Here is a 26,996-nt window from a genome sequence, read left to right on the forward strand (position 1 = left end):
AAACTTGTTCAAATATAAAATATTTTTTTTAAATGGGCTACGGCACTAATTTTTTAGTGCCACAGCCCATTACTCATATAAGTATATTAAATTATTGAGGGTTATACATACCTTTACTTTCCATATATTTAAATATAGATTCACCGTGTTCTTGTTCTTCTTTTTGAATATGATTTAGAACATTTCTAATATTAGCATCTCTAAATTCAAATATAGCTGTGTCATAAGTTGATGAAACATATTTTTCTGTGGCTAAAAGGTCAGTACATAAATCAGCATCATTTTTATTGTATAAACCAGTTCCTTCATTAGATTTCATTTGTGAATTTTGTTGTTGGTTATTTGATTGTTGACCACCTTGTTGTTGATTAACATTTGGAACTTGACCATTTAAAATTTGAGTTACGCTATCTAAATGTTGTTGTTCTTGTTGTGCATTATTTAGAAATAATTGTTTCAACTCAGGGTCTTTTGATTGATTTGCATAATTTGTATATTTCTTAATACATAATTCCTCGTGGCTTTTTTGATCTTCTAAAAGATATTTTTCTTTTTGAGTTAAATTTGTCATAATAAGCACCTCCTATATTTATCATTTATTTATAGGGAGCAAATTATTCATATTTTAAGAAAATAATTTTATTATCCTAGTGTATTTAACAATTCAGAACTAAAGATATATTAGTTTTTAAATAAAGATTTATATCCATATAAAAGTATAAAAAATAAATGTTGACAAAGCACAATTATGTTAAAAATCAAAATAGGTGAGTAGAAGTATTACTTTTACTCACCTATGTTATATGAACTATTTAATTAACCTTCATGATTTGGCTGAACAGTATTATTTGCTTCAACTTGTTTTGAATTCTTTTTATTAAGTTTCTTTTGTATAGCATCCACAATCATTGCTACAGCTTGGTCTCCAGAAACGTTGCAAGCAGTACCAAAACTATCTTGAGCAATATATAAAGCAATCATTAATCCAAGTAAAGCTTCATTAAAGCCTAATATAGATTTAAGTATGCCAAGAGCTGCCATTACTGCACCACCAGGAACACCAGGGGCTGCTACCATAGTTATACCCAACATAGCGATAAAACCAGCCATTTGAGGTATACTTATAGGCATCCCATTTAACATCATAACAGCTAAAGCACATATAGTTAAAGTAATAGTACTTCCTGATAAATGTACAGTTGCACATAGAGGAATAACAAAATCTCTGATACCTTTAGTAACTCCTATTTGTTCTGAACATTGAACATTAACAGGAATAGTTGCAGCAGAAGATTGAGTTCCTAAAGCGGTAAGATAGCCCTTAAGTTGTATTTTTAATGATTTAAAAGGATTTTTACCAGCAATAGATCCTCCTACAGAGAATTGCAAAATTAGCATAATCCAATGTAAAGCAAGTATAATTATAAATACTTTCCAGAATACCTTTAAAACAGTTGACACTTCACCAGTGTAAGCTAAATTTGCGAATATACCTAGTATGTGAAGTGGAAGTAGTGGTATAACAACATTTTCAATAGTTTTTGTGATTATTTCTTGAAATCCTATAGCTACATCCTTTAAAGTTTTATTTTGTATTTTTGCAATACCAAGTCCTAATATGAATGCAAATATAAGAGCAGTCATAACATCCATCATAGGTGGAATCTTAACTTCAAAGAAAGGATCTAAGGCTTTTCTTGCTTTTTCTAAGTGGGTACTACTAGTTATAATAGATGGTAACAATGTTCTACCAACGAATAAAGCAGAAAAACCAGATACTAATGTAAATAAATAAGCTAGACCAACAGTAATGCCTAACAATTTTCCAGCTCCGTGTCCAAGTTCAGCTATACCCGCAACAATAAATCCTAGGATTATTAAAGGTATAAGAAATCCTAAGAATTCTCCAAATATAGAACTAAAAGTTCTAAATATGCGTATAACAGGAACTGGTGTAAAACTACCTATTAGAATACCTAAAATAATAGCGATGATGATTTTGGGTATTAACCCTAATTTTTTCATGGATATTATCCCCCTTTTTACACATTGAAGTGATTAATATTAAATTATAAGATTTTTAAATAATATAACTAATATAATATTAAAATTAATATAATTATTAAATAGTATGGTTTATATAATAATATGTAATTAATTTTTAAAATATATATGATGTTAATAAATATTAAAAATGTATTTTTTTAATAAAAATAATGTTTTAAAACAATATGTATATAAATATCAAATAATGTTATTACTGTTCCATTTTTAGGAAAAGTATACCATATATAAAGGCATATTTCAATTGAAACAAGTGAAATATTTTTAATATTTTAAACATTTATATTATTATATGTAAATTAATGAATAGTTAAGGTTGAAATAGATAATAAAATGGAATATATATCTACAAAATAAGTTGCAATTAAAAAAATGTTATAATTTATTTTACATAAAAACTGAATAATTTTAAGACTTTATTTATAATAAAGATTAGATAAATTTTAAAATATAAAAGTAAATATAAAGTTAAAAAAGATATTGAAAGTCATTTTCAATTCGTGCTATAATATAAATAGTTTTTATGAAAACTATTATCGTGGCTAAGAATACAATCTTAGGAGGAAAAAATGGCTAAGATAAGAGATCCTAGATTTAAGCCATCTAGAAGATTAGGAGTAAACATTTATGGACATCCTAAGGCTATGAAAAGAGCTACAAGAGAAAATAGTAGGGAAGGTAAAAAATTATCAAACTACGGTAAGCAACTTTTAGAAAAGCAAAAAATAAGATTCTACTATGGAGTTCTAGAAAAGCAATTTTTAAGATATGTTAAAAAAGCTATGAAGGCTAAAGAAAGAACTGGTGACGTATTGTTAAGAATCTTAGAATGTAGGTTAGATAATATGGTATATAGAATAGGTTTTGCTAGTTCTATAAGACAAGCTAGACAAATGGTAAACCATGGTCACATATTGGTCAATGATTTGAAAATTAACATACCATCCTATGAAACAAAAATAGGAGATATGATAACTTTAAGAGAAAAATATAGAAAAAATGAAGAATTTGAAGATAATTTCTTAGCTTTAAAAAAATTCACATTACCATATATAGAAAAGGACTATGATAAATTTTCAGGTGTATTAATAAAAACACCTGAAAGAGATGAAATACCAATAGATGTTAATGAAACTTTAGTAGTAGAATTATATTCCAAGTAAAAAAGAGATTAACACACAACTTAATACTAACTTTATACACAATTAAAAAGTAACACAACTTAAGATTAACTTTATACACAATTAAGAAATAATGCACAACTTAAATAAAACTTTATACAAAATACAAGTATCTTACGGTCATAATTATAAATTGGCTTTAGATAAGAGGTATGCTATATGGACAATAAATATAATAATATTTTCTATTGGGAAACTTTATTGGTAAAAAGAAAAAATATATGGAATTGGAATTTTAATGATATCCCTATAGGGCAAGATTCTATTTTTATAAATACTACTCATAGTAGACTATGGGAAAAATATTTTTGATAATAATTGGGCAGTATATCCCAATGTACAATCCCTCCTGGGATTTATAAAGTATATATTTATACCTACAGTTTTCTTTTTCAATGCAAATAGTAAAACTAAAGACATAATTACTCCTATAGCTTATAAAGAAGAATTACTAGAAGAAATAAATATATTATGTAAAGACAAAGATTCTACAGAGAAAATAGAATATTTTATTAATAAGATATATGATTTATGTGAATTAGATCAGCATCAGTTGATATATGAATTAAAAAAATACTGTTATGAATTTAATACACAATGGCAAGATAGTGCTAGAATATTCAATATTGATATATATTCTAGTGGTAAAGAAATAATAGACAAAATTTCTAAAGAAGAAAACTTTTTAGAAGTTATAGAAGAAGATATAGGTATGTCTATAAATGCCTTAAAAGAAATCACTAAAGATTTACACCACAATTTATTTATGAAAAACAACTTCATAAAGATTTTAAATAGCAATATAGGCTGTATAATTTAACAATAAAACTGTAGAAAATAAAGGATTGTTTTTTTAAAATCCTTTATTTTTTATTTAATAAAATTGTTTAATAATTTTATTTAAAGAATCTACAGTGTATGTAACATCTTCTTTAGTATTAAAATGTCCCAAACTAAATCTAACAGTTCCCTTTGGGAATGTATTTAAGGTTTTATGAGCAGAAGGGGCACAGTGTAGACCACATCTAGTAATTATATTGTATTGTTGACACAAATCCAGAGAAACTTGAGCATTGTCCATTCCATTAAAGTCTAAAGATATTACAGCAGTTCTATTATTTATGTTGTCTAAACCAATTAATTTTACATTATTTAAATTTGCAATATCTTGTAAAAAAAGTTTTGTTAAAAATAACTCCTTTTCTCTAATATAAGATAGGCCTATCTTTTCTATATATTTTAAGGCCGCATTTAGTCCGTATATTCCAGGGATATTAATAGTACCGCTCTCATATTTATCTGGCATATAATTTGGTTGAATCTCATATTCTGAAAGGCTCCCTGTACCTCCTTCGATAAATGGATCAATACTGGATATTAAAGAATCTTTTATTAAAAAGCCACCTACACCTTGCGGACCTAGAAGTCCTTTATGTCCAGTAAAGACTATATCATCTGCACATATTTGCTCAAAATTAATATCTAAAAATCCTGCTGTCTGAGCGGAATCTATTAAAAAAAACAGATTATTTTTTTTGCCTAAACAACCTATTTCTTCTAAGGGCAATATAGTTCCACATACATTAGAAGCATTAGTCATAATAATAGCTTTTGTATTAGATTTTATTTGTTTTTTTATATTGCTAATATTGAGTTGACCTAATATATTGCAAGAAACTTTAGAAATTTCTATTTCATTTTTTATGAGAGAAGTTAATGGACGCATAACTGCATTGTGTTCCATAAAAGAAACTATAACATGATCTCCTTTATGTAATAATCCTTTAATTAATAAATTTAAACTTTCAGTTATATTTTTTAGTAAAAAGGGTCCTGGTGCAGCCCATGCGCCTATAGCTATTGCATTAATAGCAGGCTTGATTGTGGGAATTTTAGCTCAAAGAACAAGACTATGTATGGTAGGTGGAATAAGAGATCTAATAATGTTTAAAGATAGTTATTTAATATCAGGATTTATATCTATATTTGTATTTGATCTTATAGGAAATTTAATCATAGGAGAATTTAAATTGGGATTTGCAGGACAACCAGTTGCTCATACAGATGCATTATGGAATTTTTTAGGTATGGTACTTGTTGGTTGGGGATCAGTTCTTTTAGGAGGATGTCCTATGAGACAGCTTATACTTTCAGCAGAAGGAAATATTGATTCAGTCATAACAGTTTTAGGTATGGTATTAGGAGCTGCATTTTGTCATAATTTTAGTTTAGCAGCTAGTGCAAAAGGAGCTACACCCAATGGTAAAGTAGCTGTAATAATAGGATTCATACTAGTGTGTGCTATTTCATATATAAATATAGAAAAAAGCACAAAAGTAAGAGTAAAAGGAGATGTTAGTGTTGGTTCAAATTGATGCCAGAGGAATGTCTTGTCCACAACCAGTACTTATGGCAAAAAAAGCTTTAGAAAACAATAAGAATGGTATAGGTGTGATGGTAGATAATATGACTGCTAGAGGAAATGTAGAGAGATTTATGAAGAAATCCGGTTATGAAGTTACTATAGAAAAAAAAGAAGATGATTTTATTTTATCTGTAAGGAACAAATAATGGAATATATAGGAATTTTTTTCGCGCATTCAGGTGCCATAAAATACAGTAGATTTCTAAATAAATTAAGTATAAGTAATCAAACTATGCCAGTACCTAGAAAGATAAGTTCTAACTGTGGAATAGGGGTAAAATTTAATTATGAAGATAATTTAAACAATTTAATAGTAGATGATATAGAAAAATTATTTTCCATAAAAGATGGAAAATATCAGTGTATATATTCTTATGAATAATTAATAGATTTTATATATAAATAAAATTTTAATGAGTTATTTATATAAAATTATAAACACCTTATTATGAAATAATAAAAAGCTATGAATTAGTAAATATTATATTTAACATTCATAGCTTTTATATATGGATTTTAATAAATATATATTTCATAATTTAAAATAAATTTTTAATTTTAAACTATATTACCCAATATTACTTTATATGGTATATAATTGTATTAAAAATACTAAAAGGAGTTAGTGCTTTGAATAAAAATCTTTTTAAAGCTATGCCAAATGGAATAAAAAATTTAGTAAATAGATTTTTAGAGGATGAGGTATTAGCATTATCATCTCAATTGGCTTATGCATTGATTATATCAATATTTCCTTTTTTGATATTTGTAATAACACTAATAGGGTATTTACCTATACATGGTGAAGACTTATTATTGGGATTAGAACAAATAATTCCTGATAATGCGTATTTATTGTTAAAAAATACTATAGAAGAAATTATATATACTCAAAATGGCAATTTACTTTCTTTCAGTATAATTTTTACTATTTGGACTGCTTCTTCAGGTTTTAGAGCTGTAGTAAGAGGGTTAAATAAAGCCTATGATATAAAGGAAAAAAGATCCTTTGTAAGGGTGCAAACTATGACTATCTTATGCACTCTAGCCATGGCACTAGTACTTATTATGAGTATTTTTTTATTAGTTTTTGGAAAAACCATAGGAAGAACCTTGGTTTATAAATTAGGTTTTTCATGGGAATTTAATAGAATATGGAACATAATAAGATATATGATAATGATAGGATTGAGTATATTTATTTTAGCTGCGTTATATTACTATATTCCTAGTAGAAGATTAAGATGGAGAGATGTATTACCAGGAGCTGTGTTTGCTACAATAGCTTGGATAATTGCATCTATGGGATTTTCATTTTACGTAGATAATTTTAATAATTATTCTAGAGTATATGGTAGTATAGGAGCAGTTATTGTGTTTCTATTATGGTTATATTTAACATCTATAATATTTATAACAGGAGGAGAAATAAACGCTCTATTAGTATCTTACAGAGAAAAAGTTTAAAAAATAGAAATTATTTATAAAAATATATTGATTTAATGTATTTTTTAATATATAATTATTAATAAATTAAATATGGATTCTTATCCAGAGAGGCTGAGGGACTGGCCCTATGAAGCCCGGCAACCACTAATGTAATTATTTTTACTTTAAACGGTGCTAATTCCAGCAGGTTAAACCTGGTAGATAAGATATAGAGGAAATCCACTTCTTGTATTATCTGCAAGAAGTTTTTTTATTGGTAAAAATAAAAAACTTCAAAGGATAGGAACAAATTAACATATATTTGTTATACAAAATGGGAGGGATAACAGTGAAAGAAGACAAAATTAAAAAAGGAAGTGCAATAGCACTATTACCGTTATTAATATTTTTAGCGGTTTATGTTTCTATGGGAATTATATCAAATGATTTTTATGCTATACCAATGAGTGTACCATTTTTAATAGCAGCTATAAGTGCATTAGTTATGAATAGAAAAGAAACTTTATCAAAAAAAATAGATGTGTTTTGTGAAGGTGCAGGTAATTCTAATATAATTTTAATGTGTTTAATATTTATATTGGCAGGAGCTTTTGCACAGGTAGCTAAAGATATGGGGGCTGTAGATTCAACAGTTAATTTAGGGCTTAGTATACTTCCAAGTAATATACTAGTAGCAGGAGTTTTTATTATAGCTTGCTTCATATCATTATCAATAGGAACTTCAATGGGTACAATAGTTGCTCTAGCACCTATGGCCGTGGGAATATCGCAAAAGACAGGAATAATTATAGGATTAACATTAGGTGCTGTAATAAGTGGAGCTATGTTTGGAGATAACTTATCTATGATTTCTGATACTACTATAGCAGCAGCTAGAACTCAAGGTTGTGATTTGAGAGATAAATTTAAAACAAATTTCTTTATTGTATTACCAGCAGCTATAATAACAGCAATTGTATTTAGTATAATAACAGCTAACGGAAGTACTGGATTACATGGAAATTATTCTTATTCATTTATGAAAGTTTTACCTTATATATCTGTCTTAGTGGCAGCATTGCTTGGTGGTAATGTAATAATCATATTATTTGGAGGAACTGTTTTTTCAGCAGCAATAGGATTATATTTTGGTACATTTAATATAGTAGGATTATTCCAATCTATAGGAAAAGGTATTGGAGGAATGACAGAGTTAGTTATAATATCTTTAATAATAGGTGGAATGGTAGAAGTAATAAAATATAATGGAGGAATAGATTTCCTATTAAACTTAATAAAGAGTAAGATAAAGAGTAAAAAAGGAGCAGAATTAGGAATTGCTTTGTTAGTTAGTGTAGTTGATATATGTACAGCTAATAATACTATAGCTATAGTAATGGCTGGACCAATAGCTAAAGATATAGCAGACAAATATGATGTAGATCCAAGAAAAAGTGCTAGTTTATTAGATACATTCTCTTGTTTCTGCCAAGGAATAATTCCCTATGGCGCTCAATTACTAGCGGCAGCAGGTATTGCTAAAATATCACCTTTTGGCATAATGAAATATCTTTATTATACATACTTAATGGGAATATGTGCATTGATAGCTATAGTGGTAGGATTACCAAAGTTTAAAAATAAAAAGAATACTTCAGAAATAATTGAGGAAAATGTAATTTAATTATTAAAATTAAATAGTAAAATAATAGCATAAAGGAATCTTTATAACAATAAAGTAAATTTATGCTATTATTTTTGAGTCCAGTTTATAATAATAAATATAAATAATAAAAATAGTACCAATAATAGGTTTTAATATGGATAGTATGATATTTAAATATAATTTTCATATGAATTTCGACAATAAAGATCATTAAAAAGCTGTAAAATTCCTATAAATGGTTATTGATATTGCGAATAAGAAAAAAATATATCGTAAATAAAAATTAAAATATTATATTGTCAATATAAATAATAAGAAAATTTTAAATACATTTCATTAAATGACATAATTTTGTGTACAACATATGGTAGCATATTAATAAAGTTATTTTGTTATCAGGGGGATAGTGATATGGAAGTGGTATTAGAAAATCTTATTAGAGGTCAGAACTTAGAAGATAAAGAGTATATGTATTACTATAAACTTATAAAAAGTGATTTGTATATTTCTTGGCAAAACGAAGACATAAAGGTTCAATCATATGGAATAGAAATAATAAGAAAGGACTTTCAAAAAGAACAGCTTATAAATTTAGAAAGTGATAATATAAGACATATAAGCCCTCATAGATATAAAGTACATAATTTACTAAAAATGTTGTATGATCAAACAGTGTCACCTATTCATCTTATAGATATAATTGGAGAATATGCAGACAAATATGTATCTGATTATGAGAATGTGCTAAGGAATGCATCTTCTATGTGTAAATAAAATAAATTCATATAATTTATAGGGATAAATAGTAATAGATTTTAACTATTTATCCTTTATTTTTTTATATAAAAAGTAATTATTAATTTTTATATTTTTAATTATAAATAGTTTATAATATAAATTAAGGAAGTGATGATAAGGTGATTTATGGTATTGGAGTAGATATTACTGAAATTAAGAGAATAGAAAAAGCAATAAGTAGAAATACAAATTTTATAAATAAATTATTTACAGACAGTGAGATAGATATATTAGAAAAAAGAAATTTCAGACCAGAGTTTGTAGCGGGAAGATTTGCAGCAAAGGAAGCTATATCTAAGGCTTTTGGCACAGGAATCAGAAACTTTAGTTTTAAAGATATGGAGATAATAAACGATTCATTAGGGAAACCAGAGGTTATTTTAAAAACAAAGGCTCAAGATGTTGTGACTAACATAGGAAAATCTTATAAAATTCATTTGAGTATATCACATGAAAGGGAATATGCTGTAGCTTATGCTTTATTGGAGGTGTTTATATGAGAATAACTTCATCAGAAAATTTTAGAAAAATAGATACCTATTCTATAGAAAAAATAGGTATACCAAGTATTGTGTTAATGGAAAATGCAGCATTAAAAGTTATATCTAATATAGACCTAGAATTAAATAATAGGTTCGTAGTAGTTTGTGGAAAGGGAAACAATGGAGGAGATGGATTAGCAATAGCAAGACATCTACAGTGTTTAAACAAAGAAGTAGAAGTATTTATAATTGAAAAGAGTAAAAATAGCACTGAGGAATTTAAGATAAATTATAATATATTAAAAAATACCAATACAAATATTAATACTATAAGAGATTATGAAGATTTAGATTATTTAAGAGAAAGAATAATTAATAGTGATATGACTATAGATGGAATTTTTGGTATAGGTCTCAGTAGAAAAATAGAAGGAATATATAAAGATACTATATCTTTAATAAATGAAAATAGCAGGATTACATTAGCCATAGATATACCTTCAGGATTAAATGCAAATACAGGTGAAATAGAGGGAGTATCTATAGAAGCAGACATGACAGTTTCTTTTGAAATGTATAAAGAAGGCTTTTTAGCTTATGATAGAGATAAATATTTAGGAAATATTATTATTGAAAATATAGGAGTTCCTAAGGAAATTTTAGAATTATTTTCTTATAATCATTATATTATAGATAAATATATGTTTAATAATAACTTTAAAGAGAGAAATAAATATGACCATAAAGGTGATTTTGGAAGAGTATTAGTTGTAGCGGGAAACAGAGGATTCTCTGGGGCTGCTTATATATGTACAGAAGCAGCAGTTAAAAGTGGAGCAGGACTTGTAACTTTAGCTACATCAAGGGATATTCAGGATGTGTTAAGTTGTAAATTAGAAGAATCAATGACTATGGCTTATGATGATTATGACCATATTAAAACTATTATGGATAAAAGTAATTGCATAGCAATAGGTCCAGGTATGGGTAAAAATTATAGTACAGAGGAACTGTTAAGAAAAATAGTAAGGGATTATAATGGGCATATAGTTATAGACGCTGATGGTATAAATGTTTTACAGGATAATTTAGATATAATAAAACATACAAAAGGTAAAGTGATTTTAACACCACATTTAGGTGAATTTTCAAGAATAACAGGATATGATATAGATTATATTAATAAGAATAGATTAAAAGTAGCCAAAGAATTTGCAAAAGGAAACAGGGTTATATTACTTCTAAAAGGATATAATACAATAATTACAGATGGAGAAGAATTATTTGTAAATTCTACAGGTAATAGCGCTATGGCATCAGGGGGAATGGGTGATTGCTTAACAGGAATAATAGCATCATTTATAGCCCAGGGATATGATCCATTAAAGGCTACTTGGCTTTCCGCATATATACATGGATATTGTGGTGAAAAATTATCTTCAAAAATGTTCTGCGTAAATGCAACTCATATATTAGACTATATACCTTTTGCTATAAAAGAATTACAACATATATAAATGAAATTAATTTGTTGTTTGCTATAAATTTATGCTTATTAAAGTTTAAATGTATAATTTTATTTTAAAATATGAATTATTTAGTAAGATTTATTTTAAGTAAGGTAATGGTATTTTGTAAGGACTTAGTAATATATAAATAAAGATAAGAATAATATTATTAATGAAATAAAAAAGTGGATATATTAGGAGGCCTTACATGAAAAAATTATTTGTATTATGTTCAGCTATTGCAATAATTTTAGCTGCATTTTTATTTATACATTTTAACAAAAATAGCGAATATGGAGATAGCATAGAATATTTGAAGAATTTAGAAAGTTATAGTTGTGATGTAGATATAAATATAAAAAATAAAAAGCAAACAATACAGTATAAAGGAAAGCAATTTTATAATAAGAAATTAGGATATAGATTTGAATTAAATAAGGAGAGAATCTTATTATATACAAATAATAAGATATTTGTTAAGGACCTGGCTAATGGAGTGAAATATAACAAAGACAAAGAATTTGATAAATTCTATAGGTTAACATTTATTGGAGAATATATCTGTCTTTTATATACTAATGATGAGATAAAAGTTGATCTAAGAGGAGAAGAAGATTCTAAGTGCGAAGTTATAACATTAACAATACCAGGAAATAACAGAAATTCTGTAAAAGCAGAACTGTTCGTAGAAGATAAAAAAAATATTCCTAAAAAGTTAATAATATATGATAGCAAAAATAATGAAAGTGCAGTTATAAATTATACAAATTTTATACCAAATAACAATTTAGATAAAAAATTATTTAATCCAGATAGTCTATAAAATTTACTTTAGAAAGCAGGGAAAAATTTGTTTAGAAATTTAAGAGCAATGTGGGCAGAAGTAGACTTGGATAATTTACAACATAACTTAAAACAGATAAAAAAGATATGTAAAGATAAAGAAATAATAGGTGTTATTAAAGCAAATGCATATGGTCATGGAGCTATGGAAATAGCTCCCACTCTCCTGAAGAATGGAGTGAGTAGATTGGCGGTTGCAGTTTTAAGTGAAGCTATGGAACTTAGAATGAGTGGCATAAAAGAGCCAGTAATGATATTAGGCTATACACCACCATATTTGGGAGATGTGCTTGTAGATAATGATATAGAGCAAGCTATATACTCTTATGAAGATGCTTTGGAATTATCCAAGATAGCAGTACTAAAAAGGAAAACATTAAAAATACATATAGTAGTAGATACAGGTATGGGCAGAATTGGATTTTTACCTACAAAAGAAAGCATTGAAGATGTATATAAAATAAGTGAATTGCCAAACATTAAAATAGAAGGTATATTCTCTCATTTTTCATCTGCAGATGAATTAGATAAGAGTTATACTTCATATCAAATGGATAATTATATAGAATTTATACATAAAGTAGAAGCAAAAAACATATTTATACCAATAAAGCATATTGCTAATAGTGCAGCTATAATAGATTTAAAACACACTCATTTAGATGCAGTAAGAGCAGGAATCATAATGTATGGATATTATCCCTCTAATTATGTGTTAAAAGATAGTGTAAAGTTAAAGCCCGTAATGTCATTGAAAACTAGTATAGTACACATAAAAAAAATACCAGCAGGAGAATATATAAGTTATGGTAGGACTTTTAAAACAGAAAGAGAAAGCGTAATAGCTACTTTACCTATGGGGTATGCAGATGGATATAATAGATTATTAAGTAATAAGGGAAAAGTAATAGTAAAAGGAAACTTCGCTCCTGTAGTAGGGAGAGTTTGTATGGATCAATGTATGATAGATGTAACTGATATAGAAGATTTAAAAGTTGGAGATATAGTTACTATTATAGGACAAGAAAATGGAATAAGTTATACAGCAGATGATATAGCATCGCAAATAGACACTATAAATTATGAAGTTATATGTAATATAAATAAAAGGGTGCCTAGGGTATATAAAAAGGACGGAAAGGTTATAAATGTAGTGAATTATCTATAAAATTTATAAAAGAGCATATTCTTATTAATTTTATCTAATATACCCAATATAATGTATAATTGTAATAAAATAAACTTTGACATTGAAATTCCTAAAACTTTATAATTAAAAGATAGATATTACATAACCTTAGTAGGAGGTATTATTTTTTATGACGGATAAAAAGAAGGTAGTTATAAATCTTCCAGATGCACTTTATAATGAAATAAATGAAATAATAAAAAAAGATTCTCAAAAAAGAAGTGAATTTTTTAGGGAAGCTATAATACTATATATTGAGGAGAGAAAAAAGCAAATAAAAATGGATGAAATGAAAAAAGGTTATATGGAAATGGCAAATATAAATAGAGAATATGCAGAACAGGGATTTGAGCAAGATATAAAAGATTTAAAAAAGTATGAAGCTATGCTTTCGGAGAGTGATTTCCAAAATGACACAACAGATGGTAAAAAGAGGAGATATATTTTATGCTGATCTAAGTCCTGTAGTAGGTTCAGAGCAAGGTGGAATAAGACCGGTTATAGTTATACAAAATAATGTAGGAAACAAATATAGTCCAACAGTAATAATCGCAGCAATAACTTCACAAATAAATAAAGCTAAATTACCAACACATGTAGAAATATCATCAGAAGATTATGGATTAAATAAAGATTCAGTAGTATTGCTAGAACAAATAAGGACTTTAGATAAGCGAAGATTAAAAGAAAAAATAGGTCATATGACAGATGAAGATATGAAAAAAGTTGATGCTGCTATTTTAGTCAGTGTAGCTTTGAATTAAATAGGATAAGGGTTTTTGCCCTTATCTTTTTTTTATTGTTATAATTTACTTTGATAATAGAATGATATAATTGTAATTAAAGGAAAATATTTTAAATTTAAATATGAATATAATAATATGAAAATTAGCAAATATATTAATATATATGACTCTAATATAATTATAATATATAGCTTTTTTATGTATATATTATAATTATATATACTAGAATTAATAATTATGTTGTAATTAGATATATTATAATTATGTATATTGGAATTAATTTTTATGGTTCAATTATATATTAAAATTAAATTTTATGTTACAATTATATAGTAAATAAGGGTGATTAAAAAATACTTGGAGGTAAAAATATGAAGAATAACATAGAACAGCTAAAAGATATGGCTAAAGTTATTAGAAAAGACATAGTTTCAATGTTAACTGAATCTGCTTCTGGACATCCAGGCGGTTCCCTATCAGCAGTAGAGATATTGACTGCTTTATATTTTAATGAAATGAATATAGATCCTAGTAATGCTAGGGATTTAAATAGGGACAGATTTGTTCTTTCTAAAGGACATGCTGCTCCAGTACTATACAGTGTTTTGGCTAGAAGAGGATATTTTAATCCAGAAGAGCTAAAAACTTTAAGAAAAATTGGATCAATATTACAAGGACATCCAAATATGAATGATGTTCCAGGTGTAGATATGTCAACAGGATCATTAGGACAAGGAATATCAACAGCAGTTGGTATGGCTTTGGCTGGTAAAATTGATGAAAAAGATTACAGAGTATATACTTTATTAGGGGATGGAGAATTAGAAGAAGGACAAGTTTGGGAAGCAACTATGGCAGCAGCTCATTACAAATTAGATAATATGACTGCTTTTGTAGATTATAATGGATTACAAATAGATGGACCTTGTAGTGAAGTTATGTCAGCAGAACCTATAGCAGATAAATTTAGAACTTTTAATTGGAGTGTTATAGAAATAGATGGACATGATTTTGATGCTATATTAAATGCTATTGAAAGTGCTAAAAATACTAAAGGAAAACCAACTATGATAGTATGCAAAACTATAAAAGGTAAGGGTGTTTCCTTTATGGAAAATGAAGCTGGATGGCATGGTAAAGCACCAAGTGCTGAAGAATGTAAAAAAGCTTTATGTGAAATAGGAGGTGACAAATAATGGGGGTTAAAATAGCAACAAGAGAGGCATACGGAAAGACATTAGCTAAATTGGCAGAAGAAAATTCAAATGTAGTAGTCTTAGATGCAGATCTTTCAAAATCTACTAAAACTGCAGATTTTAAAAAGGTTTGTCCAGAAAGATTTATAAATGTAGGAATAGCTGAAGCTAATTTGATGGGAATAGCTGCAGGATTGTCAACTTGTGGTAAGATTCCTTTTGCTAGTACTTTTGCAATGTTTGCTACAGGAAGAGCTTTTGAGCAAATAAGAAATTCAATATGTTATCCAAACTTAAATGTTAAAGTATGCGCAACACATGCAGGGGTTACAGTAGGAGAAGATGGTGCATCTCATCAATCTATTGAAGATATATCTTTAATGAGAAGCATACCAAATATGACAGTTATTTGTCCAAGTGATGCAGCAGAAACAGAAGCTGCAATAAGAGCTATAGCAGAATATAATGGACCATGTTATGTAAGATTAGGAAGATCTGGGGTTCCAGTTATAAATGATAACCAAGAATATAAATTTGAAATAGGAAAAGGAATAAAATTAAGAGAAGGAAAAGAAGCCACTATAATAGCTACAGGAATAATGGTAGATGCAGCTTTAGAAGCTTATAATATGTTAGCAGAAGAAGGTATAAAAGTAAATGTTATAAACATACATACTATAAAACCTATAGATAAGGAAATTATTATAGATGCTGCTAGAAAAACTGGTGTAGTGATTACAGCGGAAGAACATAGCATAATAGGTGGATTAGGATCAACTGTATGCGAAGTTTTAAGTGAAAATCATCCAGTACCAGTTTTAAGGGTTGGAATAAAGGATGTATTTGGTCAAAGTGGTAAGCCAGCAGAGCTATTAAAAAAATATTGTTTAACAGCAGATGATATAGTAAAAGCCGTAAAAAAAGGATTAAAATTAAAATAGTAACTTATTTATTTAAAAGGGCTGATATCTTATCAGCTCTTTTGTATTTTAAAATTCAAATAAAATACATAATATGAAATATTATGTTAAACAATATATAACTTTGGATTGTTTTTTTATTTATTTCATATAAGTATTATAGCAAATAATGGAGTAGCAATATTGTTGCCAATGATGGCCTTTTATGTTATATTTTTATAGGGTACATGAATAACAATTTATACATAAATTAAGTGTATAACGCCTTTTATACAAGGTGTAATTTTGTGTGGAATTATATGTAAAATAAAATTGGGAGGTGCTTTTGTGAAGAATAATAAATTTAAAGATTATTTATTTATAACTATTGGGGTTTTCTTAGTAGCTATATCAGTAGTTTTTTTCTTTAAGCCTAACAACATAGCAGCAGGTGGAACTACAGGAATTTCTATAATTATAAACAGTTTTTTCCCTTCATTGTCTGTAGGATTACTTATGTTAATAATGGAAGTTTTCTTGTATATAATAGCATTTATAGTTATAGGAAATAAATTTGGTGCAAAAACAATTTATGCTGGTTGTGTGTTAGCAACTATTATATGGATATTGGAAAAAATAGATATCATGGGTGGAAAAGCTGTTACAAATGATTTGCTTTTATCATCATTATTTGGAATATTTATATCAGCTATTGGAATGGGAATAGTTTTTAATCAAAATGCTTCTACTGGAGGCACAGATATATTAGCTAAAATTATAAATAAGTTTTTTCATATAGAAATAGGCAAGGCTTTACTTATAGTAGATTTTATAGTAACTATTTTTGCAGCAGCATCTTTTGGAGTAGAAAAAGGTATGTATGCTCTTTTATGTGTAGTTATAAATGGATTTACCATAGATGCGGTAATAGAAGGCCTTAATATGTCAAAACAAATAATGATAATAAGTAAAAAGAACAAAGAAATAAGTGAGTTTATAATTCATGAACTTTATAGAGGATGTACAGTATTCCATGGCAAGGGTGTATATAGTAATGAAGAAACCTATGTACTTTATACTGTATTAAGTAGAAAAGAATTTATAAAATTGAAACAACATATAAAAGAAATAGACAGAAGAGCATTTATAACTGTAAGTGATGCTCATGAAGTTCTGGGTGAAGGTTTTAAAGACATAATTGAAGAAGGTTAATATAATGTGAAAAGATGTTTGCACTTTGTGCAAGCATCTTTTTAAATTTTACAATAATTTCGTTTTTTATTTTTACTTTTATTGTGATATAATGTTGATAGTTAGAACTATATAAATTAAAATGAAGCAAAAACTCAGAATAAGGAGAGGTATTCATGATCGAATTTAGAAATATAAGCAAGATATACAACGGAAATAAGTATGCACTATCAGATATAAATTTAGACATCGAAAAGGGAGAATTTGTGTTCTTAGTTGGACCTAGTGGTGCTGGTAAATCAACTTTTATAAAACTTCTATTAAAAGAAGTAAAACCTACTTCAGGTAAATTGCTTGTAGATGGTACAGAAATAACATCACTTACAAGAAAACAAGTACCATATTACAGAAGAAAAATTGGAGTAGTTTTTCAAGACTTTAGATTAATACCATCATTGAATGTGTACGAAAATGTAGCATTTGCTATGAGAGCTATTGAAGCTAATCATAGAGATATTAGGAAAAAAGTTCCTATGGTTTTATCATTGGTAGGCCTTTCAAACAAATATAAAGCTTTCCCAAATGAACTTTCAGGTGGAGAGCAACAAAGAATATCATTGGCTAGAGCTATAGTAAACAACCCATCAATATTAATAGCTGACGAACCTACAGGAAACTTAGATCCAGAGACATCTCTTGGTATAATGGATATATTAAATGATATAAATCATGCTGGGACAACTATAGTTATGGCAACTCATGCAAAAGATATAGTTGATAAAATGAGAAAGAGAGTTATAGCTATAGAAAAAGGAACAGTAGTTAGAGATGCAGAAAGAGGTGTATACGGATATGAAGATTAGTACATTAAAACATTTTGTTGTAGATTCTATAAAAGGATTAAGAAGACATAAGACATTAAGTACAGCTTCTATAGCCACTGTAGCAGCTACCCTGTTTATATTAGGAGTGTTTGTCCTTTCTATAATGAATGTTAAACAAGCAGTAACAGAAGTTGAATCAAAAGTAGAAGCAAAAATAGTACTAAAAGATGACATAAAAGCAGACCAAGAAAAAGCAATAAAAGACAAGATAAATTCTATATCCGGTGTAGAAAAGATAACATATGAAAGTAAAAAAGATGCATTAAACAAATTTAGAGATCAATTAGGAGAGGGCAATAAGTCTTTAGCAGAAGGTTTAGAAAAAGAAAATCCACTACCAAATTCAATTATAGTAAGAGTTAAAAAGCCTGAATTAGTTCCTAAAGTAGTAGCAAATATAAAAAATATGCAGGGGATAGATCAAATAAAAGATGGTAAAGAAATAGTTGATAAAATAACTAGAATAACAAATACATTAAAATGGATGGGAATAGTGCTATTCTTCATACTAATAGGAGTGTCTTTATTCTTAATAGGAAATACTATAAAAATCACAGTATATTCAAGAAAAAGAGAAATAGGAATAATGAAATATATAGGAGCTACTGATTGGTTTATTAGATGGCCTTTCGTATTTGAAGGGATTATTATAGGTATATTAGGAGCCATTATTGCTATATTGATATTATATTATGGATATAAAGCAATATACACTAAAGCAGCAGCTGGGTTAATATTTATAAACTTATTAAATCCAAGCTTTGTTTTATCAAATGTATTATGGATATTTGTTTTAGGTGGCATAATAATAGGGTCTATAGGAAGTATATTATCTATAAGAAAATTCTTGTCAGTATAATTAATATATTAGTAAAGATTAAAATTAACACAGCATGCACAATATAAGAAATATATTAAATATTTTCTTATAAATAGTGCATGCTAGTTTTATAAATAAAAAAATTAATTTAAATTTAATTTTTTATTTTCTCCTATAATGTATTATTTAATATATAATACTTATATATTACTAATATATATTAAGGCTAAACAAAGAGGTGGATAATTTGAAAAAAAATAAAAAATGGATCATATGGACAGTAGTTATAGTATTAGTAACAAACATTTTTACTTTTTTAGGTACGAATTGGGTTTCATTATATCTAACTAATGGTAAAGTTATAATTGGAGCAGACCAATACAAAGAAATATTAAAATATCAAAAAATGTTTCTCATAAGAAACCAAATATATAAATATTATGATGGTAAAATAGATGAAAGTAAGATGGTAGAAGGAGCAGTAAAGGGAATGACAGAATCTTTAAATGATCCTTATACTGTATTTATGAATGCTAAAGAATACAAAGAGTTTAATTCTCAAACTGAAGGTAATTATAGCGGTGTAGGAATACAAATACAAACTAAAGATAATAAAATAATTGTAGGCTCCACTTTTGAAGGATCACCAGCTAGGGAAGAAGGCGTATTACCAAAAGACGAAATTCAAAAAGTTGATGGTACACCAGTATCAGGAAAAGATGTAGACAAAGCTATTTCAATAATGAAAGGCCAAGAAGGAACAGATGTTAAATTACAATTATATAGAAAAGAAAAAGGAGCCTTTGAGGTAACATTAAAAAGAAAGAAAATAAACATACCTACTATAAAATCAGAAATTATAGATAATAATATAGGATATATACAAGCAACTATGTTTGACGAAAATACTTCAAAGAACTTTAAGACTGCTTTAAATAATCTAAAAGACAAAGGTATGAAATCTTTAATATTAGATTTAAGAGGAAATCCGGGAGGATTATTAGATGAATGTATTAACATGGCTTCTAATTTTATAGAAAAGGGAAATGTTGTTGTATCAACTATAGATAAATATAAAAATAAAAAAGAATATAAATCCAAAGGTGGAGATTTTATAGGATTTCCAGTAACTATACTAGTAGATGAGGGATCTGCCAGTGCTTCTGAAGTGTTCTTAGGAGCTATGAAAGATTATAATGTAGCTACATCTATAGGAACAAAAACTTTTGGAAAAGGTGTTGTTCAAACTATATTAGAAACAGGGGATAATACAGCTCTTAAAGTTACAATTTCAAAATATTATTCACCTAAAGGTATAAACATAAATCATAAAGGAATAACTCCAGATATGATAATAGAGTATCCAAAGGAATTAAGAAAGAAAGAATATAATAGAAAATTAGATCCTCAATTTAATAAAGCTTTAAACATTGCAAAATCAAAAATAAAATAACATTGTATTTAATTTTTATATTCTTAATATATGGTTTAGTTGGATTTTCTAACTAAACCATAATTATGGAGAGGGGAATTGTTAGTAATGGACATATTACTATATACATTAAAAGCAGTAGCATATACTTTGGTACAGCCTTATTCACTGATAGTGTTGTTTTTATTATCATGTGTTTTATATAGAAAAAATAGAAAAACCATTATAATGCAAAAAATGATAATAGGGCAGAAAGTAACTACAGCATTTGAATTAACAATATCTGAGGTAGTATTAGGAATATTTGCAGGAACTGTAGCTAGTTTAATTATGTCCTATTTAGGAATAGTTTTTAGTGAAAACTCTGCTATTTATTTAATATTTTTTATATCTATGTGTCTTATGGTGTTTAATCCTAGATTCATATGTTTCTCTTATTCTGGAGCTGCATTAGGTATTTTAAGTTTAATATTTATAAATATGGCCAAATTATTAAATATGCCACAATTAAATTTCCTTAATATAGATATACCTGCCTTAATGTCAATGGTTGCTATATTACATTTAGTTGAAGGTTTATTAGTTATCATAGATGGAGATAGAGGCTATGTTCCTGTTTTTACAAATAGAGATGATAAGATAGTTGGAGGATTTGTATTACAGAGATATTGGATAGTACCAATAGCTTTAATGTTTATGCTTAATAGCAAATCCATTTCAAATATTACTCAAAGTGGATCACCACTTCCTAATTGGTGGCCTTTATTAAATACAGGAATCTCATCACAGGTGCTTAAGGCAGCAGTTATATCATTAACAGCATTTTATGGAATAATTGGTTATAATGGAGTTACTTTTACAAAGACCAAGAAAGAAAAAAAAATAATGTCAGGATTGTATATAATAATATATAGTTTATTGCTTTTTATGCTTTCTAGATTAGCGGTTATGAATATGCTGCTTAAGGTTATTGTATTAATTTTTGCTCCAGTAGGCCATGAAGCTATGATGTATTTACAAAAGCATTTTGAATTAAAGGGCAAACCTAGATATATAAGTACAGAAGAAGGAATTATGGTGCTAGATGTAGCCAAGGATTCTGTAGCAAATAAAATGGGTATAAAAAGTGGGGACTTATTATTGCAGGTAAATGATAAAGAAATAAATAGTGAAGAAGATATAGTAAAATCCATAGGACAAATGTATGGACATATATCTTTAAAGATAAAAAGCGATGTAGGGAGATTAAAAACTTTAAATTATAATATGTTAACTTCTTATGAAAAATTAGGTATTGTATGTGTGCCTAAAAATGTACCTAAAGATACATCTATAATAAAAGTTAAAAGCGAGAAATTTCAAGACATATTAGAAAAAATTAAAAATAAAGATAAGGATGAATAATATGAGCCAGTTTGAGGTAGTTTCAAAATTTAATCCTAGAGGAGATCAACCTAAAGCTATAAAGTCTATTGCTGAAGGTATAAAAAATGGAGAAAAATTTCAGACTCTAATAGGCGTAACAGGATCAGGTAAAACTTTTACTATGGCAAATATTATAGAAAAGGTTCAAAGACCTACTTTGGTTCTAGCCCATAATAAAACATTAGCAGCTCAGCTATGCTCAGAATTTAGAGATTTTTTTCCTAATAGTTCAGTGGAATATTTTGTATCTTATTATGATTATTATCAACCAGAAGCATATGTAGCTCAAAGTGATACATACATAGAGAAGGATGCATCTATAAATGATGAAATAGATAAATTGAGACATTCAGCTACAGCAGCTTTATTTGAGAGAAGAGATGTAATAATTGTAGCTTCAGTATCCTGCATATATGGACTTGGTAATCCAGAAGAGTATAAAAAGTTAACTATATCTTTAAGAGAAGGAATGGAAAAAGATAGAGATGAAATTATTAAAAAGTTAGTAGAGATACAATATGAAAGAAATGATATTGATTTTTCTAGAGGTACCTTTAGAGTTAAGGGTGATGTTTTAGATATTTTCCCAGCTGCATCTAGCAATAAGGCAATAAGGGTTGAATTTTTCGGGGATGAAATAGATAGAATAAAAGAATTTGATTCATTAACAGGAGAAACTATAACTAAATTGAAACATGTATCAATATTTCCTGCTTCCCACTTTGCAACTTCAAAGGATAGACTAGAAATTGCCATAAAGAGTATAGAAGAAGAACTAGAAGAAAGAGTGAAAGAACTAGTATCACAGGATAAAATATTAGAAGCTCAAAGATTGAAACAAAGAACTAATTTTGATATAGAAATGATGAGAGAAGTGGGATATTGTACAGGCATAGAAAATTATTCGAGAGTATTAGATGGAAGAGCTAAAGGAACGTCACCTCAGACATTATTAGATTATTTCCCTGATGATTTTCTTCTTTTTATAGATGAAAGCCATGTAACTCTTCCACAAGTAAAAGCTATGCAAGCAGGGGATAAATCAAGAAAAGATTCCTTAGTGGAGTATGGATTTAGACTTCCATGTGCTTATGATAATAGACCTCTTACCTTTAATGAATTTCAAGATAAATTAAATCAAGTGGTTTTTGTAAGTGCTACACCAGCAAAATATGAATTAGAATATTCTACTAATACAGCAGAACAAGTTATAAGACCTACAGGACTTCTAGATCCTGAAATAATTGTTAAACCAGTTAAGGGTCAAATAGACGATTTATATGCTAATATAAAAGAAACTTGTAAAAGAGGATTTAGAATATTAGTAACTACACTAACAAAAAAAATGGCAGAAGATTTGACTGACTATTTAAAAGAACTAGGAGTAAAAACTAGATATTTACATTCAGATATAGACACTATAGAAAGAATGAAAATAATACATGATCTTAGAAAAGGAGATTTTGATGTTTTAGTAGGGATAAATTTATTAAGAGAAGGACTAGATATACCAGAAGTAGCTTTGGTAGCAATATTAGATGCAGATAAAGAGGGCTTTTTAAGATCAGAGACATCTCTTATACAGACTGTTGGAAGAGCAGCAAGAAACTCTGAAAGTAAAGTAATTATGTATGGAGATGTTATAACAAAATCTATGGATAGGACTATAAAGGAAACTAATAGAAGAAGAAAAATACAAATGGAATATAATAAAGAGCATGGCATTGTACCTAAGACTATAATAAAAGATATAAGAGAAGTGATTCAAATAAGTGATATAGCAGAGGAAAAACATGAATATAGCAATTTAGATGAGGCATTGAAGTCTTATAATAATGACATAGATAAATTAATAAAACAATACGAAAAAGAAATGAAAGAGGCAGCAAAAAATTTAGAATTTGAGAAAGCAACTTATTTAAGAGATACAATATACAAATTGAAAAAAGATAAAGAATCGGAACTTTAAGGAGTGTAATAACAAATAATGAAGGATAAAATTATTATTAAAGGGGCTAAGGTTAATAATTTAAAAAATATAGATCTTCAGCTACCAAGAGATAAATATATAGTATTTACAGGGCTATCTGGTTCTGGCAAATCTTCATTAGCTTTTGACACTTTATATGCAGAGGGTCAGAGAAGATATGTAGAATCCTTATCTGCCTATGCAAGACAATTTTTAGGACAAATGGATAAGCCAGAAGTAGATTATATAGAAGGGTTATCACCAGCTATATCTATAGACCAAAAAACAACTAATAGAAATCCACGTTCCACTGTTGGAACAGTAACAGAAATATATGATTATTTAAGATTGCTATATGCGAAAGTTGGGAAGCCTCATTGCCCTAAATGTGGAAAAGAAATAACTCAACAAACAGTTGATCAAATGGTAGATAAAATAATGGTCATGAATGAGAGAACTAAAATACAAGTGTTATCCCCTATAGTAAGTGGAAGAAAAGGGGAACATATTAAGACAATAGAAAACATAATAAAATCAGGTTATGTAAGAGCTAGAATAGATGGAAATATAGTAGATTTAGAAGATGAGGAAATAAAACTAGAAAAAAATAAAAAACATACAATAGAAGCTGTAGTAGACAGATTGGTAGTTAAAGAGGGTATAGAGAGCAGACTTTCAGATTCAATGGAAACAGCATTAAAATTATCAGATGGATTGGTAATAATAAATGTTGTAGGAGAAGAGGATATACTTTTTAGTGAAAAATTTGCCTGTGTGGACTGTAATATAAGTATAGGAGAAATAGCTCCTAGAATGTTTTCTTTTAATTCTCCTTTTGGAAAATGCGATAAGTGCGATGGTTTAGGGACATTAATGGAAATAGATGAGGATTTAGTTTTACCAGATAAAAGTAAGAGTATAGTTGGGGGAGCAATAGTTCCATTAGGAAGTGGAAGTTTAAAAGAAGATTCATGGACTTTTAGTATATTAAAAGCTTTATCAATAAAATATGAATTTGATTTAAATACACCTATAGAAAAGTTAGATCCTAAAATAGTAAATATTATTTTATATGGATTAAACGGAGATAGGATAAAGGTAAATTATAAAAAAGAAAATAGAGTTATGGAGTTAAACCATGCTTATGAAGGGGTTATAAACAATCTTAGACGAAGATATATGGAAACTAATTCTGACTACATAAAAAGAGATATTGAAAGATATATGAGTGACAACCCTTGTCCAAAGTGTAAAGGGGCAAGGCTTCATGATGAGGCTTTATCTGTTACTGTAGCAGATAAAAATATATTTGAGTTTTGCAATATGTCTATAAAAAAAGAGTTAGATTTTATAAATTCTTTAGAACTATCTAAAAAAGATAATATGATAAGCGATCAGATATTAAAAGAAATATGTAGTAGATTAAAATTCTTAATAGATGTAGGTTTGGATTATCTTACATTATCAAGAAATGCATCTACATTATCTGGTGGAGAATCTCAAAGAATAAGACTAGCTACTCAAATAGGTTCTAGCTTAGTAGGAGTTTTATATATATTAGATGAGCCTAGTATAGGGCTACATCAAAGAGATAATGATAGACTTATAAATACATTAAAAAATCTAAGAGATATAGGAAATACTTTGGTAGTAGTAGAACATGATGAAGATACCATAAGAGAAGCAGACTATATTGTAGACATAGGACCAGGTGCTGGCGAGCATGGAGGAGAAGTAGTTGCAGTAGGAAACTTAGAAGATATAATGAATAGTGAGAATTCTATAACCGGTCAATACCTAAAGGGAGTTAGGAAAATATCAGTACCTAAAGAAAGAAGAAAGGGTGAAGGTAATTATATATCAATAAAAGGTGCTAGAGAAAATAATTTAAAAAATGTAAATGCTAAGTTTCCTATAGGGGTATTTACTTGTGTAACAGGGGTTTCAGGATCAGGTAAAAGTACTTTGGTTAATGAAATATTATATAAAGGTATCCATAAAAAATTAAATAATTCAAAGGATAATCCAGGGAAGCATAAAGAAATTATTGGTATAGAAAATATAGATAAAGTCATAAATATAGATCAGAGTCCTATAGGAAGAACTCCAAGATCTAACCCAGCTACCTATACAGGAGTATTTGATATTATAAGAGAAGTTTTTGCAAATACTAAAGAAGCTAAAATGAGAGGATATAAACCAGGAAGGTTTAGCTTTAATGTTAAAGGTGGAAGATGTGAAGCCTGTAGTGGGGATGGAATTATAAAAATTGAAATGCAATTTTTATCAGATGTATATGTTCCTTGCGAAGTTTGTAAGAGTAAAAGATATAACAGGGAAACATTAGAGGTAAAATATAAGGGTAAAAATATATCTGATGTGTTAAATATGACTGTAGAAGAGGCTTTAAGCTTTTTTGAAAATATTCCACGTATAAAAAGTAAGCTTCAAACTCTTATGGATGTAGGATTAAGCTACATAAGGTTAGGCCAATCTTCTACCCAACTTTCAGGAGGAGAAGCTCAAAGAATAAAATTGGCTTATGAATTATCAAAGAGAAGTACGGGTAAGACTCTTTATATATTAGATGAACCTACCACAGGACTTCATATGGAAGATGTGAATAAGTTAATAAGTATATTACAAAGATTAACGAATTCAGGTAATACTGTAGTGGTTATAGAACATAATTTAGATGTTATAAAAAATGCAGATTATTTGATAGATTTAGGGCCAGAAGGTGGAGAAAAAGGGGGAACTATAATAGTAGAAGGAACTCCCGAAAAAATTTCAAGAGCTAGTAACTCATATACAGGACAATATTTGAAAAAGATGTTATAATTTATTTGG

26 protein-coding genes, 1 pseudogene and 1 riboswitch are annotated in these 26,996 nt (G+C 27.8%); of the genes and pseudogenes, 24 read left to right on the forward strand and 3 right to left on the reverse strand.

The genetic code is table 11. From position 1 onward, the window contains the following. Window positions 1–91: 91 nt before the first annotated feature. Together NGI68_RS07050 and NGI68_RS07055 are read right to left on the reverse strand one after the other, a co-directional pair. The gene (locus NGI68_RS07050) at window positions 92–571 is read right to left on the reverse strand and encodes a spore coat protein (RefSeq protein ID WP_251860772.1); all 480 of its coding nucleotides are present in this window, start codon (window positions 569–571) and stop codon (window positions 92–94) included. Between the two features lie 245 nt (window positions 572–816). Beyond that, window positions 817–2,025 (reverse strand): dicarboxylate/amino acid:cation symporter, encoded by a 1,209-nt coding sequence (locus tag NGI68_RS07055; protein WP_251860773.1) that lies wholly within the window; start codon window positions 2,023–2,025, stop codon window positions 817–819. Between the two features lie 608 nt (window positions 2,026–2,633). On the opposite strand from NGI68_RS07055, the gene rpsD reads away from it, so the two are divergent. From rpsD to NGI68_RS07070, 3 genes are all read left to right on the forward strand, one after another. Then, the gene (gene rpsD, locus NGI68_RS07060) at window positions 2,634–3,227 is read left to right on the forward strand and encodes a 30S ribosomal protein S4 (RefSeq protein ID WP_251860774.1); all 594 of its coding nucleotides are present in this window, start codon (window positions 2,634–2,636) and stop codon (window positions 3,225–3,227) included. A 177-nt stretch (window positions 3,228–3,404) separates the two neighbouring features. After that, a complete protein-coding gene (locus tag NGI68_RS07065; protein ID WP_251860775.1) occupies window positions 3,405–3,557 on the forward strand; it encodes a hypothetical protein in 153 nt (50 codons plus the stop codon). Window positions 3,558–3,798: 241 nt separating this feature from the next. Then, a complete protein-coding gene (locus tag NGI68_RS07070) occupies window positions 3,799–4,065 on the forward strand; it encodes a hypothetical protein (protein ID WP_251860776.1) in 267 nt (88 codons plus the stop codon). 54 nt (window positions 4,066–4,119) lie between these two features. Here NGI68_RS07070 and NGI68_RS07075 read toward each other — a convergent pair whose 3' ends face one another. After that, entirely contained in the window at window positions 4,120–5,136 is a 1,017-nt protein-coding gene (locus NGI68_RS07075; RefSeq protein WP_353505360.1) for an aminotransferase class V-fold PLP-dependent enzyme, read from the reverse strand. On the opposite strand from NGI68_RS07075, the gene yedE reads away from it, so the two are divergent. The 21 genes and pseudogenes from yedE to uvrA all read left to right on the forward strand — a co-directional run bounded on the left by yedE (window position 5,105) and on the right by uvrA (window position 26,987). Then, complete coding sequence (yedE, locus tag NGI68_RS07080; protein WP_502799375.1) at window positions 5,105–5,620, forward strand: YedE family putative selenium transporter; 516 nt, start codon at window positions 5,105–5,107, stop codon at window positions 5,618–5,620. The two genes, NGI68_RS07075 and yedE, sit on opposite strands and share 32 nt — an antisense overlap. Then, window positions 5,598–5,816 (forward strand): sulfurtransferase TusA family protein, encoded by a 219-nt coding sequence (locus NGI68_RS07085; RefSeq protein WP_251860777.1) that lies wholly within the window; start codon window positions 5,598–5,600, stop codon window positions 5,814–5,816. The genes yedE and NGI68_RS07085 overlap by 23 nt, the downstream gene beginning before the upstream one ends. After that, complete coding sequence (locus NGI68_RS07090) at window positions 5,816–6,052, forward strand: putative Se/S carrier protein (RefSeq protein ID WP_251860778.1); 237 nt, start codon at window positions 5,816–5,818, stop codon at window positions 6,050–6,052. The genes NGI68_RS07085 and NGI68_RS07090 overlap by 1 nt, the downstream gene beginning before the upstream one ends. Window positions 6,053–6,300: 248 nt before the next feature. Next, window positions 6,301–7,157 (forward strand): annotated as a pseudogene (locus NGI68_RS07095) (YihY/virulence factor BrkB family protein). Between the two features lie 57 nt (window positions 7,158–7,214). Beyond that, a riboswitch (SAM riboswitch) is annotated at window positions 7,215–7,327 on the forward strand. Between the two features lie 120 nt (window positions 7,328–7,447). After that, complete coding sequence (locus NGI68_RS07100; RefSeq protein WP_251860780.1) at window positions 7,448–8,782, forward strand: Na+/H+ antiporter NhaC family protein; 1,335 nt, start codon at window positions 7,448–7,450, stop codon at window positions 8,780–8,782. 393 nt (window positions 8,783–9,175) lie between these two features. Beyond that, window positions 9,176–9,538 (forward strand): DUF6514 family protein, encoded by a 363-nt coding sequence (locus NGI68_RS07105; protein ID WP_251860781.1) that lies wholly within the window; start codon window positions 9,176–9,178, stop codon window positions 9,536–9,538. A gap of 143 nt (window positions 9,539–9,681) precedes the next feature. Next, window positions 9,682–10,062: a holo-ACP synthase gene (gene acpS, locus NGI68_RS07110; RefSeq protein ID WP_251860782.1), complete on the forward strand. Its 381-nt coding sequence runs from the start codon at window positions 9,682–9,684 to the stop codon at window positions 10,060–10,062. Continuing rightward, on the forward strand, window positions 10,059–11,561 hold the full coding sequence (locus tag NGI68_RS07115; protein WP_251860783.1) for an NAD(P)H-hydrate dehydratase: 1,503 nt from the start codon (window positions 10,059–10,061) through the stop codon (window positions 11,559–11,561). Before acpS ends, NGI68_RS07115 begins: the two co-directional genes overlap by 4 nt. Window positions 11,562–11,760: 199 nt before the next feature. Continuing rightward, window positions 11,761–12,375: a germination lipoprotein GerS-related protein gene (locus tag NGI68_RS07120; protein ID WP_251860784.1), complete on the forward strand. Its 615-nt coding sequence runs from the start codon at window positions 11,761–11,763 to the stop codon at window positions 12,373–12,375. A 27-nt stretch (window positions 12,376–12,402) separates the two neighbouring features. Beyond that, the gene (gene alr / locus NGI68_RS07125; RefSeq protein ID WP_251860785.1) at window positions 12,403–13,563 is read left to right on the forward strand and encodes an alanine racemase; all 1,161 of its coding nucleotides are present in this window, start codon (window positions 12,403–12,405) and stop codon (window positions 13,561–13,563) included. A 151-nt stretch (window positions 13,564–13,714) separates the two neighbouring features. After that, window positions 13,715–14,038, forward strand: coding sequence for a CopG family ribbon-helix-helix protein (locus NGI68_RS07130; protein WP_251860786.1), 324 nt, complete (start codon window positions 13,715–13,717; stop codon window positions 14,036–14,038). Continuing rightward, window positions 13,995–14,348, forward strand: a complete 354-nt coding sequence (locus tag NGI68_RS07135) for a type II toxin-antitoxin system PemK/MazF family toxin (RefSeq protein ID WP_251860787.1) — start codon at window positions 13,995–13,997, stop codon at window positions 14,346–14,348. Before NGI68_RS07130 ends, NGI68_RS07135 begins: the two co-directional genes overlap by 44 nt. A gap of 353 nt (window positions 14,349–14,701) precedes the next feature. Beyond that, window positions 14,702–15,526: a transketolase gene (locus NGI68_RS07140; protein ID WP_251860788.1), complete on the forward strand. Its 825-nt coding sequence runs from the start codon at window positions 14,702–14,704 to the stop codon at window positions 15,524–15,526. Then, on the forward strand, window positions 15,526–16,467 hold the full coding sequence (locus tag NGI68_RS07145; RefSeq protein ID WP_251860789.1) for a transketolase family protein: 942 nt from the start codon (window positions 15,526–15,528) through the stop codon (window positions 16,465–16,467). Before NGI68_RS07140 ends, NGI68_RS07145 begins: the two co-directional genes overlap by 1 nt. Window positions 16,468–16,773: 306 nt before the next feature. Continuing rightward, window positions 16,774–17,637, forward strand: a complete 864-nt coding sequence (locus NGI68_RS07150) for a YitT family protein (RefSeq protein ID WP_251860790.1) — start codon at window positions 16,774–16,776, stop codon at window positions 17,635–17,637. A gap of 155 nt (window positions 17,638–17,792) precedes the next feature. Beyond that, entirely contained in the window at window positions 17,793–18,479 is a 687-nt protein-coding gene (ftsE, locus tag NGI68_RS07155; protein WP_251860791.1) for a cell division ATP-binding protein FtsE, read from the forward strand. Next, a complete protein-coding gene (gene ftsX / locus NGI68_RS07160) occupies window positions 18,469–19,359 on the forward strand; it encodes a permease-like cell division protein FtsX (RefSeq protein WP_251860792.1) in 891 nt (296 codons plus the stop codon). Before ftsE ends, ftsX begins: the two co-directional genes overlap by 11 nt. A 208-nt stretch (window positions 19,360–19,567) precedes the next feature. Continuing rightward, on the forward strand, window positions 19,568–20,773 hold the full coding sequence (locus NGI68_RS07165; RefSeq protein WP_251860793.1) for a S41 family peptidase: 1,206 nt from the start codon (window positions 19,568–19,570) through the stop codon (window positions 20,771–20,773). 87 nt (window positions 20,774–20,860) lie between these two features. After that, window positions 20,861–22,156: a PDZ domain-containing protein gene (locus tag NGI68_RS07170; RefSeq protein WP_251860794.1), complete on the forward strand. Its 1,296-nt coding sequence runs from the start codon at window positions 20,861–20,863 to the stop codon at window positions 22,154–22,156. 1 nt (window position 22,157) lies between these two features. Continuing rightward, window positions 22,158–24,146 carry an excinuclease ABC subunit UvrB gene (gene uvrB / locus NGI68_RS07175; protein ID WP_251860795.1) on the forward strand — a complete coding sequence of 663 codons (1,989 nt, stop codon included), beginning with the start codon at window positions 22,158–22,160 and terminating at the stop codon, window positions 24,144–24,146. 18 nt (window positions 24,147–24,164) lie between these two features. Next, on the forward strand, window positions 24,165–26,987 hold the full coding sequence (uvrA, locus tag NGI68_RS07180; RefSeq protein ID WP_251860796.1) for an excinuclease ABC subunit UvrA: 2,823 nt from the start codon (window positions 24,165–24,167) through the stop codon (window positions 26,985–26,987). Window positions 26,988–26,996: the final 9 nt, after the last annotated feature.

Origin of the sequence: Clostridium sp. Marseille-Q2269, assembly GCF_943736985.1 — a bacterium.
GTDB lineage: Bacteria > Bacillota > Clostridia > Clostridiales > Clostridiaceae > Clostridium_F.

Coding starts and splice junctions, on each gene's coding strand:
- NGI68_RS07050 (WP_251860772.1), bottom strand. CDS start 571: ATGACAAATTTAACTCAAAAAGAAAAATATCTTTTAGAAGATCAAAAA.
- NGI68_RS07055 (WP_251860773.1), bottom strand. CDS start 2,025: ATGAAAAAATTAGGGTTAATACCCAAAATCATCATCGCTATTATTTTA.
- rpsD (WP_251860774.1), top strand. CDS start 2,634: ATGGCTAAGATAAGAGATCCTAGATTTAAGCCATCTAGAAGATTAGGA.
- NGI68_RS07065 (WP_251860775.1), top strand. CDS start 3,405: ATGGACAATAAATATAATAATATTTTCTATTGGGAAACTTTATTGGTA.
- NGI68_RS07085 (WP_251860777.1), top strand. CDS start 5,598: ATGTTAGTGTTGGTTCAAATTGATGCCAGAGGAATGTCTTGTCCACAA.
- NGI68_RS07090 (WP_251860778.1), top strand. CDS start 5,816: ATGGAATATATAGGAATTTTTTTCGCGCATTCAGGTGCCATAAAATAC.
- NGI68_RS07105 (WP_251860781.1), top strand. CDS start 9,176: ATGGAAGTGGTATTAGAAAATCTTATTAGAGGTCAGAACTTAGAAGAT.
- NGI68_RS07115 (WP_251860783.1), top strand. CDS start 10,059: ATGAGAATAACTTCATCAGAAAATTTTAGAAAAATAGATACCTATTCT.
- NGI68_RS07120 (WP_251860784.1), top strand. CDS start 11,761: ATGAAAAAATTATTTGTATTATGTTCAGCTATTGCAATAATTTTAGCT.
- NGI68_RS07130 (WP_251860786.1), top strand. CDS start 13,715: ATGACGGATAAAAAGAAGGTAGTTATAAATCTTCCAGATGCACTTTAT.
- NGI68_RS07135 (WP_251860787.1), top strand. CDS start 13,995: ATGACACAACAGATGGTAAAAAGAGGAGATATATTTTATGCTGATCTA.
- NGI68_RS07140 (WP_251860788.1), top strand. CDS start 14,702: ATGAAGAATAACATAGAACAGCTAAAAGATATGGCTAAAGTTATTAGA.
- NGI68_RS07145 (WP_251860789.1), top strand. CDS start 15,526: ATGGGGGTTAAAATAGCAACAAGAGAGGCATACGGAAAGACATTAGCT.
- ftsE (WP_251860791.1), top strand. CDS start 17,793: ATGATCGAATTTAGAAATATAAGCAAGATATACAACGGAAATAAGTAT.
- ftsX (WP_251860792.1), top strand. CDS start 18,469: ATGAAGATTAGTACATTAAAACATTTTGTTGTAGATTCTATAAAAGGA.
- NGI68_RS07170 (WP_251860794.1), top strand. CDS start 20,861: ATGGACATATTACTATATACATTAAAAGCAGTAGCATATACTTTGGTA.
- uvrB (WP_251860795.1), top strand. CDS start 22,158: ATGAGCCAGTTTGAGGTAGTTTCAAAATTTAATCCTAGAGGAGATCAA.
- uvrA (WP_251860796.1), top strand. CDS start 24,165: ATGAAGGATAAAATTATTATTAAAGGGGCTAAGGTTAATAATTTAAAA.